Genomic DNA, 14,826 nt, shown 5'->3' with positions numbered 1-14,826 from the left:
CAGTCAATGTAATGTTATGAATTACGTCAGGTTATTGTCCAACCGGTACTTCTCGCTCTGCCGTCATTGGATAGAGCTGGTATTTGCGTGACAGCATTTGTCCACCATCACGCGTCAATGGTGTCCACGAAACCACCGCGCGGTTGCGGTTAGGTCCAATGGTCATCAAGTCGAACGGAATCGAGATATAAAAACCTTTACTAAAGCCGCCTTCGCCATAGTCATCTTTAGATACGTTACTGATTGCCGCCCATACCCCTACCGCCACGCCGCTGTCAAAGCGTTTGGCGACGTCGATCGTTGCGCCTTTATCTTTTGCCAGATATTGCCCAACGCTAAGTTTCATCAGTACGCCATTGAGCGTCGGCGGGTTCCAGTAAGCCGTCACGAAACCTGTGGGTGTGGAATAATCGGTGAAGCGCATCATGTTGTCCCAGTCACGTTGCTTCACGTAGTTAACGTCCACACCCAGCGCCCAGCTGGCATCTAGCGGGCGATAAAGCAGCTCGGAACCGACACCGGCGTACATCGTTTCCAGATAACCGCCATACACCTGGCCATAGAAACCATTGCCTAAGTCGGCAAAGTAGTTCGCCTGCAAGTTGTTGAGATAAACGTCATTGCGAACGTAATCACGGATATGCGTGCGCACGCGGGGCAGGGTAGAGTCCGCGGGTAATAGCGAAGACTTAAACTTGTCGTAGTTATTGTAAATATTGGTGAAAATACCGCCATCAAGCAGCAGGTGGTCAGTAAACCAGTAGCGGGCGCTGGACATCAGCCCCAGCTGGAACATATAGAAATCTTCCGGGCCGCCCAGCGACTGTGAAAGTGTTGGGTTGAAAGAGTAGCTAAAGCGATCTTCACGAATACGGTAGCCCCGACCAAAGGCAGAAAGATCTTCAGCTTCAACACGTTGTTGTTGCAGTGGCTCTGATTGACCAGACGCTGTACCTGCCAGCTGTTTGCGCAGGCTGGCTACGTCGGTTTCGGTAGTCACCATCGCCATATGCTCGCGCTTTTGCGTCACGCTAATCTTCTCAACGCCTTGCGGCAGGTTATTCACCAGAATCCGGCTGGCACGATCGACCGCTTCACGAGAATCACGGTATTTGTATTGCTGACCAGACATATACAGCGTCTTATCGCGTAGCTGAATTTCTGGCGCGTCAAAGCCCGCGTTATACTTCAGGGCGGTAAGTTGGTTTGCTACCGTGGTGTACTGCAATCCTTCAGATTCAGGCGCAGGTTGATATGCCGGTTTTGGCGTATCGCGCAGGGCAGGGCGCAGATCGGCAGGGCGCAGATCGTTGAAATTGGTCCGTAAAGTGAAACCAAACATCAACGTGTTACCGCGTTCATAACTCAGGTTGAGGTCTGCCCAGTTGGCAGCGCGATAAACTGCACCGACGTTGAAATGGCTTGCCTGAGGCAGTTTGCCAGCGAAATCATTCTGGTAATTGTTGCCGTCGTATTCGAGTTTCAGACGCAGGGGATTCCACGGCGTTTGATACTCAATGCCGCCAAAGATGGAGGCCGGGCCACGAAAGATATCGCTAAAGCTGATATCGCCCGCATCGTGAGACTCTGCGCGATGACAATATTTATCGCTCACCCGGCAAAACGGGTTGGTAATATTGCCCGCATTACCGGCGTAGCCCCATGCCATCCCGAGGGTGAAATCAAATGGCCCCGCTTGCTTGCTGGCCACCAGATACTCATCGTCAAACAGACCCGTACCAGCAATATCACGTTTACCAAACGCCACTTGCGGTAGCCAGTAACCTTCTTCCCACAGGCGAAGTTTAAAATCGAATGATTTGTCTTTGTATGACTGATCGCCGCTGAAATCTTCCCACTGGCTATATTTACGTGTGCGCACATCCGTATAACGAATGGTGCCTTCCAGCCATGGGAACAGCGCCACGGAGGTGGAGTAGAAACGGTATTGATCGTTATCCCGGTAGTTGACGCTGAATTCACCCTCCGGTGCGATGCGCGCATTTGGCATCTGCAACAATCCTGTGCCGCCAAAGTCCGATTGCGACGAACCCAGCGGATCCGGGTAGGTTAATACTTCAGCATGACAGGCACTGGAGACGGCAATGGCCAGGCAGCTTAAAAGATAAGAATTCTTCTTCATCAGTCAGGAACACGTTGCGTTAAAACAGACACAATCTGGTCATTTAAATCAGCATATTTTTCGGGCAGTACATGCGCAGAAAAGCCTAACCAAAGCTGGCTGCCAGGCGGTGGTTCCACATGTCTTTTATTCCACAGGGCAACAGGGGCGACGACAGTCTCACCCTCAGGCGTAATCACGATAACGTTATTCTTGTCCGCGCCTGCAAGACGGGGGTGATCTTGCAGATAATCGGTAACGCTACGGCCTGCCTGCCAGGGCAATTGCCCAGCCCCAGAAACCGCACCCAGCAGAGTAATAGTCACCGGACGCTGTACGGTATAGAGCGTATAGTCCCCGACCAGCGGGGGATTGCTGTTCTCATCCACTCGTACAAAATCAGGGTCCAGTTTGACCGGTAAGCGACCAGTGATATTGAGATTGAGTAACTGCTGGCGCACGGATTTAATCGTTGCCGCCACATCGTCGTCAGCTTCTGCTTCCCAGGAAGCAAGCTGTGCCATGACATGTTGGTAGTCTTTAAGCGCTTTAGCTTTCGCCGCAGAGTCGGTCAGCAAGGCACCAGGCCACCAGAGGCGATCGCGCAGTTGCGGTTGTGTCACCAACTGGGCAACATTTTCCACGGGGCCAACGGAAAGTGTCTGTTGTTCGCCAGGCAGATAAATAGTCACCGTTCCTTGCGCAAAGGCATGGGGTGTCATTACGTAAAGTACGCTGGCAATGAAATACGACTGTAATTTATTCATGGTGCGGGTTTAAGAAACGTCATTTCTACGGGAATAACCCCTGCGCCTAACATTTGCCGACTTTGACAAACCTGGCCAGTAGCCGAATCGACCCAGAATGTGTTTTGCCACTGTTTTTCTGGCAGCGTGGAAGTCACCTCTTCCTGCCAGACATTACACAGCACATCGCGACCCGCAATATGCAGCGTCTCTAATCCAGCAAAGGAAAAAGTGGAACTCAGGGTCGCAGAGCGAAAATGGTTGTCTTCACTCCAGAGAATATCGCGCGTCCAGCGGCTGCCGTCTTTTATTGCCAGCGCGTTACGCAGAGGGTCCTGCCCGGAATTTGTCACTTCCAGCAGATTATTATTAAGTTTGACGGTCTTTAAAAGACGTCCATTATGAGTAACCAGCATGGCGTTATCCTGGGATAACCATTTGCTTTGTTCTTGTTCTATATATCCCAGTACCACAAAGATTCGTTGCCCTTCATTAAGGCGTAAATACATCGTGGAATAAGGCAACGCCTGGATCTGCTGATCCGCTACGGTGATATCCTGATTATCGAAAAGGCTGGCGCGAAATGTATCGACCATACTTTGCTGGCTGTGCGTACATCCCGCAAGAAATAGTGCGATAATCGATAAAATAAGAGGGCGCACCTTTAATCCTTGAAAGGTTAATTAAAAAAATGCAAATCTCTAAAGCCCGGTACGAATATCGCAACCGGGTGTTATTTAACTTTAATTTCGACGCGTTTAAGCAGAATTAGCGCGTAGTGGACGTGGTGGTTGAGGTGTTATGAGAACCGCCATCGCCACTGTCATTTGCTGCAACTACTGCCAACGTCGCCACACCAACAGCCGTTGCCACACCGACAACTGTCGCCGTGCCGACAGCTCCAGCAGCCACGCCACCAGTGGTAGCAGCCGTCGTGGTTGCACCGGTAGTGGTCGTTGTGGTGCCAGTAGTACCCGTCGTTGCCTCGGTCCCGTTTGCTGCTTCAGGGGCAGCAAACGCAGCTGGCGTCGTCAACATGAAGGCCATAAGGATTGCAGAAAGCTTGTGTTTCATAACTTTTCCTTTATTCATCGCATGGACAATACGTACGCTTGAGATCAGGATTGTCTACTTTGAGTATAACATGACTTTGTTGAATAAATCGAACTTTTGCTGAGTTGAAGGATCAGATCACGCATCTTCCCGACAACGCAGACCGTTCCGTGGCAAAGCAAAAGTTCAAAATCACCAACTGGCCCACCTACAATAAAGCCCTCATCAACCGTGGCTCTATAACTTTCTGGCTGGATGATGAAGCTATTCAGGCCTGGTATGAGTCGGCAACGCCTTCATCACGGGGAAGACCTCAGCGCTATTCTGATCTCGCCATCACCACCGTTCTGGTCATTAAACGCGTGTTCAGGTTGACCCTGCGGGCTGCACAGGGTTTTATTGATTCCATTTTTACACTGATGAATGTTCCGTTGCGCTGCCCGGATTACACCAGTGTCAGCAAGCGCGCAAAGTCGGTTAATGTCAGTTTCAAAACGTTCACCCGGGGTGAAATCGCGCATCTGGTGATTGATTCCACCGGGCTGAAGGTCTTTGGTGAAGGCGAATGGAAAGTCAAAAAACACGGCAAAGAACGCCGTCGTATATGGCGAAAGTTGCATCTGGCAGTTGACAGCAAAACACATGAAATCATCTGTGCAGACCTGTCGCTGAACAATGTGACGGACTCAGAAGCCTTCCCGGGTCTTATCCGGCAGACTCACAGAAAAATCAGGGCAGCATCGGCAGACGGCGCTTACGACACCCGGCTCTGTCACGATGAACTGCGGCGTAAGAAAATCAGCGCGCTTATCCCTCCCCGAAAAGGTGCGGGTTACTGGCCCGGTGAATATGCAGACCGTAACCGTGCAGTGGCTAATCAGCGAATGACCGGGAGTAATGCGCGGTGGAAATGGACAACAGATTACAACCGTCGCTCGATAGCGGAAACGGCGATGTACCGGGTAAAACAGCTGTTCGGGGGGTCACTGACGCTGCGTGACTACGATGGTCAGGTTGCGGAGGCTATGGCCCTGGTACGAGCGCTGAACAAAATGACGAAAGCAGGTATGCCTGAAAGCGTGCGTATTGCCTGAAAACACAACCCGCTACGGGGGAGACTTACCCGAAATCTGATTTATTCAACAAAGCCGACGGGGATACCAGAGCAGCCGAAAACACCGGGGGTTATTACTTGCTCTCATGGAAACCATATATTCCTGGTGCTAATCACAGTCATAAATAGCCTGAAGAACGTGACGAAGGGACTTTAATGGAAGCCGGAGTAACTTGTCAGAAACATCAATCTTCGTCATCATTTCAAAGAAAAATAATTAGTTAAAGCAGTCCGGGCTGATTGCCCGGACTGCTTACTATTTTAATGGATTGTTAATCTTTGCATATTCAAACGGACTGATACCCTTCTCCCGGTTCGCATCCAGAAAATCGGCCCACCATTGCAACATCAGTCGCCGTTCTTCCAGATGTTCTGCTTTATGGATATACGCAGCACGTACACCATTACGCTCCTGATGGCTCATCTGACGTTCCACAGCATCGCGGGACCACAAACCTGATTCAATCAATGCACTGCACGCCATCGCCCGGAATCCATGGCCACAGACTTCCTGAGTTGTGTCATACCCCATCACCCTCAGGGCTTTATTTACAGTATTTTCACTGATTGGTTTACGCGGGTCATGTGCACCCGTAAATATCAGACCATTTTCACCTGCCCATGTCTGAAGTTCTGTCAGTATGGCTACAGCCTGTTTGCTGAGTGGCACAAGATGTGGTGTTCGCATCTTGGAGCCCCGGTGTGAGAATTTTACGCCGGGCAGAGGTTCGCGTTCGGCTGGAATAGTCCACATGGCATTGTCAATATCAATTTCAGACCACCGGGCGTATCTGAGTTCACTGGAACGAATAAAAACCAGTAAATTCAGCATAACGGCAAGCTGGGTGACAGGTTGCCCCTTGTAACTGCTAACACGCGACAAAAGTTCAGGCAGGCGAGAAAGATCAAGAGCGGGGCGATGCTGGCGTTTTACAGTGGTCAATGCGCCAGCCATATCCAGAGCAGGATTATATCTGATGATGCCAGACTGTACGGCATAACGCATTACAGCAGATATTCTTTGCTGCAGGCGACTGGCGATTTCATAAATTTGTTTAGCTTCTGCGGCACGAACAGGGATAAGCAGGTCCGGGGTACGGAGTGTTGTGATATCCCGGTTGCCGATAAAGGGGAAAACGTGTGTCTCGAGGCTTTTGAGTACTTTATCGCTGTGTGATTGTGCCCATTGTTTATTACTGGCATGCCAGCGTCGTGCAATATGTTCAAAAGAGAGTTGTAAATCAGGGACTACTTTTTTAGCTCTTTTTTGTTCGCAAGGGTCAACCCCCTCCGAAATCAGTTTTCGGGCCTCATCCCGTTTTGTACGAGCTTCGGAGAGAGAAACTTCCGGATACACACCAAGTGCCAGGGTTTTCTCCTTACCCAGAATACGATAACGGAGACGCCAGTAACGGGAACCATTAGGATGAACCAGCAGGAACATGCCGGCCCCGTCAGTGAGTTTATAAGCCTTGTCGGTGGGCTTTGCAGCCCGGATTTTTGCGTCAGTCAGTGCCATAGTTCAGCCTTCTGAATGCGTTAAAGAGGGTACAAATTCTGTCGAACTGGGGTATACCCGCAATTATACCCACACAATGGGGTTGATGTGGGGGGAATCTGGTTGAGTTCGGTAGAATTGATTTGGAGGCAGAACGCTTAAATTGTGGCGTTCTGAAACGAAAAACGGACCTCCGTGGAGGTCCGTTGATATGAATTTGGTGCCCGGACTCGGGAACATTCAGTTATCTATTAAACTGTTTTTAATGGTAGTTTTTGTCTCCACTGGTTGTCAAGACCCATCTTTTGACCCGTATTTTCTCTTGGATATCATAATGCTGGGATGGGTGTGCGAGAAATAGCCCGGTGGTTTCCTGTGAATCGCCACGGATAATCTAGACACTTCCGAGCCGTTGATAATACTGGTTTTCATATTCTGTCGGTGACATCTGTTCGCTAGAACCATGCCGACGCTTACTGTTATAAAACATTTCGATGTAATCAAAAATATCGCTGCGGGCTTCTTCCCGCGTTCCGTAGATTTTTTTCTTTATCCGTTCACGTTTCAACAACTGGAAAAAGCTTTCTGCAACCGCATTATCATGGCAGTTACCGCGACGGCTCATGCTGCCCTCCAGGCCGTGTGATTTCAGGAACGACTGCCACTCATGGCTTGTGTACTGACTGCCCTGATCCGAATGAACCAGCACCTGTTTTTGGGGATTACGCCGCCATACAGCCATCAGCAGTGCGTTCAGGACAATGTCCTTTGTCATCCGGGATTGTATGGACCAGCCGATAATTTTGCGTGAGAACAGATCAACAACCACGGCAAGATACAGCCAGCCTTCGTGGGTCCTGATGTAGGTTATGTCCGTTACCCAACTCTCATCCGGAGCATCCGGATTGAACTGTCGCTGGAGCCTGTTGGGCGACACGATACTGGCCTCGCCTTTACGTGCCCGCGGGCTCCGGTATCCGACCTGAGCCTTTATCCCGACACGTTTCATCAGTCGCCAGACTCTGTTCACTCCGCACTGTTGCCCGCTGTCCCGCAGATCCAAATGGATTTTGCGATAACCATAGACGCATCCCGATTCCAGCCAGAACTGTTTAATCTGCCCTGTCAGCCTCAGGTCTGCCTGATGGCGTTGTGAATGCGGCTGCTGAAGCCAGGCGTAAAAACCACTGGGATGAACATCCAGCACCCGACAGAGCAGGCGAACAGGCCAGCAACAGGTGTTGTCACGGATAAAGGCGTACCTCAGTCGGACAGCTTTGCGAAGTACGCCGCGGCTTTTTTTAATATGTCCCGTTCGTCGGTAACCCGCTTCAGCTCTTTCTGGAGACGGCGGATCTCGGCCTGAGCATCTGACTCTTCTTTATTAGTGGAAGAATCTGGACCGTACTTCTTTATCCAGGCGTAAAGGCTGTGGGTGGTGATATCGAGACGTGTTGCAACGCTGGCAACAGAATAACCGCGATCAACAACCTGTTTGACTGCTTCAATTTTAAACTCTTCGGGATAACGCTTACCGCTCATGGGCACCTCTCTTTAAGCCATCTTAAATGACTCTGAGGTGTCTGTTAAACCCGTGGCGATTCACTCATATATGATTTAACCGGCTGTCGATGATGAATAACGCCGAGAATGGATGTTCACATTGGGCTAGAATGCGCAACATTTTTGTTACATGGATTATGAAGCATATCAATGTGTATTTGTGTTAATTGACTGTTGTCAATAACTTACTTATATCGAAGTGTAATATTATATATCCGGAAGCAACTTCAGGGTAAATGAAATTACATGAAAACAATAATCAATGAACTATTACAACATGACCTGTCTCGCAGGCAGGTTATTGTTAACACAACCAAAATTAGTGCTGCGGTTGTAGCATCAAGCACACTGACCCTGCCGTTTACTCTCAATGCGTCTGATACTGTATCGGCTTCGGGAAAGGAGGGGATTGAAACCATAAGACATAGTGCCTGCTTAGTAAACTGTGGCAGCCGCTGCGCACTGAAAGTCATAGTTAAAGATGATCGGATTGTGCGAATTGAACCGGAAGATGCTAAGGATGATTCGGTATTCGGTGAACACCAAATCCGTCCTTGTCTGCGGGGTTAGACTGGCCCCCTGAATCTCCAGACAACCAATATCACTTAAATAAGTGATAGTCTTAATACTAGTTTTTAGACTAGTCATTGGAGAACAGATGATTGATGTCTTAGGGCCGGAGAAACGCAGGCGGCGTACTACACAGGAAAAGATCGCTATCGTTCAGCAGAGCTTTGAACCGGGAATGACGGTCTCCCTTGTTGCCCGGCAACATGGTGTGGCAGCCAGCCAGCTATTTCTCTGGCGTAAGCAATACCAGGAGGGAAGTCTTACTGCTGTGGCTGCCGGAGAACAGGTCGTTCCTGCCTCTGAACTTGCTGCCGCCATGAAGCAGATTAAAGAACTCCAGCGCCTGCTCGGCAAAAAAACGATGGAAAATGAACTCCTTAAAGAAGCCGTTGAATATGGGCGAGCAAAAAAGTGGATAGCGCACGCGCCCTTATTGCCCGGGGATGGGGAGTAAGCTTCGTCAGCCGTTGTCTCCGGGTGTCGCGTGCGCAGTTGCACGTCATTCTCAGACGAACCGATGACTGGAAGGACGGCCGCCGCAGCCGTCACACGGATGATACGGATGTGCTTCGCCGTATACACCATGTTATCGGAGAGCTGCCCACATATGGTTATCGTCGGGTATGGGCGCTGCTTCGCAGACAAACAGAACTTGCTGGTATGCCTGCGATCAATGCCAAACGTGTTTACCGGATCATGCGCCAGAATGCGCTGTTGCTTGAGCGAAAACCCGCTGTACCGCCATCGAAACGGGCACATACCGGCAGAGTGGCTGTGAAAGAAAGTAATCAGCGATGGTGCTCTGACGGGTTTGAGTTCCGCTGTGATAACGGAGAAAAACTGCGGGTCACGTTCGCGCTGGACTGCTGTGACCGTGAGGCACTGCACTGGGCGGTCACAACGGGTGGCTTCGACAGTGAAACAGTACAGGACGTCATGCTGGGAGCAGTGGAACGCCGCTTTGGCAGCGAGCTTCCGGCATCTCCAGTGGAGTGGCTGACGGATAATGGTTCATGCTACCGGGCGAATGAAACACGTCAGTTCGCCAGGATGTTGGGACTTGAACCGAAGAACACGGCAGTGCGGAGTCCGGAGAGTAACGGAATAGCAGAGAGCTTCGTGAAAACGATAAAGCGTGACTACATAAGTATCATGCCCAAACCAGACGGGTTAACGGCAGCAAAGAACCTTGCAGAGGCGTTCGAGCATTATAACGAATGGCATCCGCATAGTGCGCTGGGTTATCGCTCGCCACGGGAATATCTGCGGCAGCGGGCCAGTAATGGGTTAAGTGATAACAGGTGTCTGGATATATAGGGGCAAATCCAGGGGTCGTTCCAGCCGCTGGCGTGTTTACAGCCCTGATCGGATTAAATACCCAATGAAACGAGTGGGTAAACGAGGCGAAGGGAAATTTAAACGTATTTCATGGGATGAGGCCACAGCCTTTATTGCTGCTGAATTAAAGCGCGTTTCTGAAAAATATGGAAATGAGGCAATATATTTTAATTATCAATCCGGTGCGTATTATCATAATCAAGGAACACCCGCATGGAAGAGGTTATTGAACCTGAATGGCGGCTTTCTGCAGTATTACAATAATTACTCAAACGCTCAAAACTTTACTGCCACATCTTACACGTATGGTGCCACAGGAGTACAGTTTGCCAGTCATTTTAGCCAGATTGCGCATTCTGACCTTGTAGTTTTTTTTGGTCTGAATTTATCCGAGACTCGGATGTCCGGTGGTGGGCAAGTTGAAGAACTGCGACGGGCGCTGGAAATATCAGGTGCCCGGGTGATTATAATCGATCCGCGCTATACAGACTCTGTTGTTACAGAACATGCTGAATGGTTACCAATTCGCCCTACAACCGATGCTGCACTGGTAGCTGCTATTGCACACACGTTGATCAAAGAAAATCTTATCGACGAAGAACGAGTCAATACTTATTGTGTCGGTTATGATCGTAGCACTCTTCCAGAAACAGCGAAAACAAACGCCAGTTATAAAGACTATGTTCTGGGTAACGGCGATGACGGCATTGAAAAAACACCTGAGTGGGCGGCAGATATCTGTGGCATCCCGGCTATTCGTATTCGCCAGTTGGCATGTGAAATGGCCGGAGCTCGGGCATGTTTTATTGCTCAGGGATGGGGACCACAGCGTCATGCGAATGGTGAACAGACTTCCAGAGCGGTTCAGATACTTCCTGCCCTGACTGGTCATTTTGGATTGCCAGGAACCAATAATGGGAACTGGACATACGGAACACCTTATGGTGTTCCGGCTCTGCCGATTGGTGAAAATCCAGTTAAGGTGTCAATCCCCTGCTATCTGTGGACTGATGCGATTAAAAGTCCGGAAAAAATGACAGCCACCACTATGGGGGTCAAAGGCGCGGATAAACTGAAAACCGGTATTAAACTGTTCTTCAACCAGGCCGGGAATGCACTTCTGAATCAACATGGAAATATCAACCGTACACGCAAAATACTTGAAGATGACAGCTTGTGCGAAACTATAGTGGTTATTGATAACCATATGACTGCCAGTGCCCGCTTTGCAGATATCCTTCTTCCAGAAACTAGCTACTTAGAAGCCGAGGATCTGGTGGACAGTTCCTATGCTGCCGGTTCTCATCATTACATGATTGCAATGCAAAAAACGATCACACCGATGTGGGAAGTACGCAGTACCTATGATATCTGTGCAGATATTGCGGGACATCTTGGAGTGAGGGAGCGTTTTACTGAGGGGCGTACTCAGGCAGAGTGGATGGCGAAGCATTACGGACAAGTTAAAGAGAAGCGATCATATCTACCTGAATGGGAAGTAGCAATGAATATGGGGGTTATCGATCAGCAAAGTACTCGTGATGAGGACAGTATTATCCTTGCTGATTTCCGCCATGACCCGGTTGCCAGTCCACTGACGACACCTTCCGGGAAGATTGAGATTTACTCGCACACTCTGGCAGAACTTGCTAAAACTTGGACACTACCAGAAGGAGATCGTATTCCGGCTATTCCTGAGTTTTGTGTAGTGGCAGAGTCCCATCTTAACAAAAATCTGACGGCAAAATATCCGCTACAGATGAGTGGTTTTCACACGAAAGGTCACACCCACTCAACATATGCCAGTGTACTGATGTTGCATGAAGCGGTACCAGATGAAATCTGGATCAACCCGATAGACGCCAATGCTCGTCAGTTGAAATCAGGCGATCTGGTCCATGTATTCAACGATCGCGGTGTGGTGGAGATCCCCTGCAAGGTGACTCAGCGCATTCTCCCGGGCGTGGTAGCGATGCCACAGGGAGCGTGGACCCGGCTGGACAGTAACGGCGTGGACGTGGGCGGGTGTATTAACACTCTCACCAGTCATCTGCCGTCGCCGTTGGCGAAAGGGAACCCGCAGCATACCAACCTGGTTGAAATCAAACGCGCTTAAGGGGTGATCCGCAATGAAACAGTATGGCTTTTATGTTGACTCCTCGCGCTGCTCAGGTTGTAAAACCTGCCAGGTCAGTTGCAAGGATAATAAAGATCTGGACGTGGGGCCGAAATTCCGTCGGGTATATGAATATGGCGGCGGAGGCTGGGTGAAAGAAGGGGAAAGCTGGCACAACGACACTTTTACCTACTACCTCTCTATTGCCTGTAACCACTGTGATGAACCGGTATGCGTGTCTGGCTGCCCGACCGGGGCGATGCACAAACGCGAAGAAGATGGCCTGGTGCTGGTCGATGACAGCATTTGTGTTGGCTGCCGCTATTGCGAAATGCGCTGCCCGTACGGCGCGCCGCAGTTTGATGCTAAGGCCAAAGTGATGCGTAAGTGTGATGGTTGTCTTGAGAGGCTGGAGAAAAACCTGCGCCCCATCTGTGTGGACTCTTGCCCACAGCGAGCGCTGGATTTCGGTCCAATTGACGAGTTGCGGGCGAAGTATGGTACTGAGAACGAAATCGCGCCACTGCCCGCCGCGTCGTTTACTCATCCTAACCTTATTATTAAACCCCATCCGAAGGCTCGCCCTACGGGAGACAAGAAAGGGGCTATCGTGAACATGAGTGAGGTGCGCAATGCATGAGTTACCTCTGGTCTTTTTTACAGTCTTTACTCAAAGCGCGGTCGGCGCGTTTATTCTGTTGCTGATTGGCGGCATCCTGGGACAGATTGACAGGCAGCGTATGGCCGTTGGTCTTTTTTCTGCGATGTGTCTCTTTGGCGTTGGGGTGTTGCTGGGAATTTTCCATGTAGGCCATCCTTTTAGAGCATTGAACATGTTGCTACGAGTGGGCCATTCACCAATGAGCAACGAAATCGTGTTATCGGCGGTGTTTGCGACACTTGGCGGGTTGGGCTCATTAGGGTTGCTTCTCAATCGTGGATCGGCTTCGTTATGCAAAGGGCTGGTGTGGCTGGCGGCCGTGGTGGGGGTGGGCTTTATCTTCGCCATTCCGCAAATCTATCAGTTGCCGACGGTGGTCACCTGGCGGACATCTTACACCACAGTGATGATGATACTGACTCCGATGATTGGTGGCGGCATTCTGGCCGGGCTGTTTGGTCTGCGCTTGGGGTTGCTGGTGAGCGTGCTGGCGATTCTGGTCAGCTTCTGCCTGCGTCCAGGCTATATTTTGACGCTTATGGATGCTGATGGGGTGCTAACTGCCGCTCAATCCAGTTGGTTCACTGCTCAGGTAGTGCTGCTGGCTGTCGGCATTGTCGGTGTGGTGGCCTGGGTTCGACTCAAAACTAATGTGGCCGTTCTGGCGACCACATCGCTGGTGGTTATCGCTGCGGAGCTGGTGGGTAGGATCGCATTCTACAACCTGTGGACGTTGCCGATGTAATCTGTGAGCGGCTGTAGCCGCTCTGTTTTCAGGAGAACTCAGGGATGTCCCCCGATATTGTATTACCGAGGATCCTCGGTGCATTGTTTTACTACTCTCCGGAACGACCGGAGGTGAAAGCACTTTTCGACTGTCTGCCCACTCTGTCGGAGCTGTATCCCTGGCTCGACCCAGCGCAGGTTGCTTTGTGGTGTTCGGACTGGCCGTTGCCCGATGATGAAGAACTGGCATGGCAATTCTCTGTGCTGTTTGAGGGGCAGGGGGAAATGCCTGTGCCGCCTTGGGGATCTGTCTGGCTGGAGCGCGATAACCTGCTGATGGGCGATACCACCGCTGAGTACCGGGCGTTTCTGCATTCTCAGGGAATGACTTTTAACTCGCGTCAGAATGAACCGGAAGATCAGTTTGGGCTGATGTTGTTAGCCTGTAGCGCGCTACTGGATGCCGGAAAAGATGCGGCGGTTAATCAGTTGTTAGAGGTTTATTTGTTACCGTGGGGATATCGCTATCTTGAACGGCTGCAGTGCAACGTGATGAGTCCGTTCTATGCCCGTCTTGCCGTAGTAACCATGCGTTATTTGCAGGATGTGCAGCAGCAACGAGCGTTGAAACCTGCGGTGAAACGGTTGTACTTTGGATGAACAAATCTGAGAAATATTATCAGGAGTTGATGACTCACCGACACGTCAGTCGACGCGGGTTGTTTCGTGCATTTGTCAGTGCAGCAAAACACACAATGCCGGAAGTAATAACTACCCGGCTGGGGCATTCGCTGCCGCCAGGAGCGGTTCCTGATGCGGAGTTCATTGCTCAGTGTACCCGATGTAGTCAATGCATTGATGTCTGCTCAATGGGAGTCCTGTCCAGGCATGAAGACGGTTACCCACAACTGATGATTGAGTATGCCAGTTGTGATGGCTGCGGTTTGTGTATCGCAGCATGTTCGAGCGATGCGCTACGCGTGCAGTCTCGTTTTGATACCGGACTGCGCCCAATGTTCAGTAATACTGCCTGTGTGAATCCTGTCAGACAGTGTAAACAGTGCGTGGATGTATGCCCACGACAGGCTTGCTTTATTGATGAGTCTGGACTGGTGTCGGCTGACAACGAATGCTGTGATGGTTGTGGTGAATGCGCTATACAGTGCCCTTACAATGCTGTAACACTATACTGATGAGTCAGGATGTCATGGAGGAGGAATAGAGGTATTAACAGGCTATTTATATCCCTGATATTATTTTTCAGTCGACGATATACATGCAGAGTCATCCAGCTTGATAGAGGGTCTCCGAAAATCGGT

Annotated in this window: 12 protein-coding genes and 2 pseudogenes; 8 read left to right on the top strand and 6 right to left on the bottom strand. The window is 50.3% G+C overall.

The window, feature by feature from the left end; translation table 11 throughout:
* Positions 1–31: 31 nt before the first annotated feature.
* From IB222_RS21030 to IB222_RS21015, 4 genes are all read right to left on the bottom strand, one after another.
* Positions 32–2,143, bottom strand: a complete 2,112-nt coding sequence (locus tag IB222_RS21030) for a YjbH domain-containing protein (RefSeq protein ID WP_188238269.1) — start codon at positions 2,141–2,143, stop codon at positions 32–34.
* Entirely contained in the window at positions 2,143–2,889 is a 747-nt protein-coding gene (locus tag IB222_RS21025; RefSeq protein WP_001038066.1) for a capsule biosynthesis GfcC family protein, read from the bottom strand. The genes IB222_RS21030 and IB222_RS21025 overlap by 1 nt, the downstream gene beginning before the upstream one ends.
* Positions 2,886–3,530, bottom strand: a complete 645-nt coding sequence (gene gfcB / locus IB222_RS21020; protein WP_188238270.1) for a lipoprotein GfcB — start codon at positions 3,528–3,530, stop codon at positions 2,886–2,888. Before gfcB ends, IB222_RS21025 begins: the two co-directional genes overlap by 4 nt.
* Positions 3,531–3,636: 106 nt before the next feature.
* Positions 3,637–3,942 (bottom strand): threonine-rich inner membrane protein GfcA, encoded by a 306-nt coding sequence (locus IB222_RS21015; protein WP_001299283.1) that lies wholly within the window; start codon positions 3,940–3,942, stop codon positions 3,637–3,639.
* A 149-nt stretch (positions 3,943–4,091) separates the two neighbouring features.
* Between IB222_RS21015 and IB222_RS21010 the strand changes: the two genes are divergently transcribed.
* Positions 4,092–5,015, top strand: a complete 924-nt coding sequence (locus tag IB222_RS21010) for an IS5 family transposase (RefSeq protein WP_032624899.1) — start codon at positions 4,092–4,094, stop codon at positions 5,013–5,015.
* Between the two features lie 276 nt (positions 5,016–5,291).
* Here IB222_RS21010 and IB222_RS21005 read toward each other — a convergent pair whose 3' ends face one another.
* On the bottom strand, positions 5,292–6,554 hold the full coding sequence (locus IB222_RS21005; protein WP_188238274.1) for an integrase arm-type DNA-binding domain-containing protein: 1,263 nt from the start codon (positions 6,552–6,554) through the stop codon (positions 5,292–5,294).
* Between the two features lie 373 nt (positions 6,555–6,927).
* Positions 6,928–8,075, bottom strand: a protein-coding gene (locus IB222_RS21000) for an IS3 family transposase (RefSeq protein ID WP_096755719.1) whose coding sequence is annotated in 2 segments (ribosomal slippage) — positions 6,928–7,838 and positions 7,838–8,075 — 1,149 coding nt in all. Because the reading frame shifts where the segments join, the coding sequence is not laid out codon by codon here.
* 267 nt (positions 8,076–8,342) lie between these two features.
* Between IB222_RS21000 and IB222_RS20995 the strand changes: the two are divergent.
* The 7 genes and pseudogenes from IB222_RS20995 to IB222_RS20965 form a co-directional block, all read left to right on the top strand.
* Positions 8,343–8,663, top strand: a pseudogene (locus tag IB222_RS20995) (dimethyl sulfoxide reductase subunit A); the annotation flags it as partial.
* Between the two features lie 91 nt (positions 8,664–8,754).
* Positions 8,755–9,983, top strand: a protein-coding gene (locus IB222_RS20990) for an IS3 family transposase (RefSeq protein WP_140415865.1) whose coding sequence is annotated in 2 segments (ribosomal slippage) — positions 8,755–9,070 and positions 9,070–9,983 — 1,230 coding nt in all. Because the reading frame shifts where the segments join, the coding sequence is not laid out codon by codon here.
* A 10-nt stretch (positions 9,984–9,993) separates the two neighbouring features.
* Positions 9,994–12,120, top strand: a pseudogene (locus IB222_RS20985) (DMSO/selenate family reductase complex A subunit); the annotation flags it as partial.
* A gap of 13 nt (positions 12,121–12,133) precedes the next feature.
* Positions 12,134–12,760 (top strand): DMSO/selenate family reductase complex B subunit, encoded by a 627-nt coding sequence (locus IB222_RS20980; protein WP_042111192.1) that lies wholly within the window; start codon positions 12,134–12,136, stop codon positions 12,758–12,760.
* Complete coding sequence (locus tag IB222_RS20975) at positions 12,753–13,526, top strand: DmsC/YnfH family molybdoenzyme membrane anchor subunit (RefSeq protein WP_057108426.1); 774 nt, start codon at positions 12,753–12,755, stop codon at positions 13,524–13,526. The genes IB222_RS20980 and IB222_RS20975 overlap by 8 nt, the downstream gene beginning before the upstream one ends.
* A gap of 44 nt (positions 13,527–13,570) precedes the next feature.
* Positions 13,571–14,167, top strand: a complete 597-nt coding sequence (locus IB222_RS20970; RefSeq protein WP_042111190.1) for a molecular chaperone — start codon at positions 13,571–13,573, stop codon at positions 14,165–14,167.
* Positions 14,168–14,196: 29 nt separating this feature from the next.
* Entirely contained in the window at positions 14,197–14,700 is a 504-nt protein-coding gene (locus IB222_RS20965) for a 4Fe-4S dicluster domain-containing protein (protein ID WP_077822672.1), read from the top strand.
* Positions 14,701–14,826: the final 126 nt, after the last annotated feature.

The sequence above is a fragment of the Citrobacter sp. C13 genome, assembly GCF_014596815.2.
Taxonomy (GTDB): Bacteria; Pseudomonadota; Gammaproteobacteria; order Enterobacterales; family Enterobacteriaceae; genus Citrobacter; species Citrobacter portucalensis.
This window is presented reverse-complemented; position numbering and strand designations above follow the sequence as displayed.

Bases quoted from the DNA above. Each gene is read 5' to 3' on its own strand.
- IB222_RS20980 (WP_042111192.1), top strand. From the start codon at position 12,134: ATGAAACAGTATGGCTTTTATGTTGACTCCTCGCGCTGCTCAGGTTGT.
- IB222_RS20975 (WP_057108426.1), top strand. From the start codon at position 12,753: ATGCATGAGTTACCTCTGGTCTTTTTTACAGTCTTTACTCAAAGCGCG.
- IB222_RS21025 (WP_001038066.1), bottom strand. From the start codon at position 2,889: ATGAATAAATTACAGTCGTATTTCATTGCCAGCGTACTTTACGTAATG.
- IB222_RS21015 (WP_001299283.1), bottom strand. From the start codon at position 3,942: ATGAAACACAAGCTTTCTGCAATCCTTATGGCCTTCATGTTGACGACG.
- IB222_RS20965 (WP_077822672.1), top strand. From the start codon at position 14,197: ATGACTCACCGACACGTCAGTCGACGCGGGTTGTTTCGTGCATTTGTC.
- IB222_RS20970 (WP_042111190.1), top strand. From the start codon at position 13,571: ATGTCCCCCGATATTGTATTACCGAGGATCCTCGGTGCATTGTTTTAC.
- IB222_RS21030 (WP_188238269.1), bottom strand. From the start codon at position 2,143: ATGAAGAAGAATTCTTATCTTTTAAGCTGCCTGGCCATTGCCGTCTCC.
- IB222_RS21005 (WP_188238274.1), bottom strand. From the start codon at position 6,554: ATGGCACTGACTGACGCAAAAATCCGGGCTGCAAAGCCCACCGACAAG.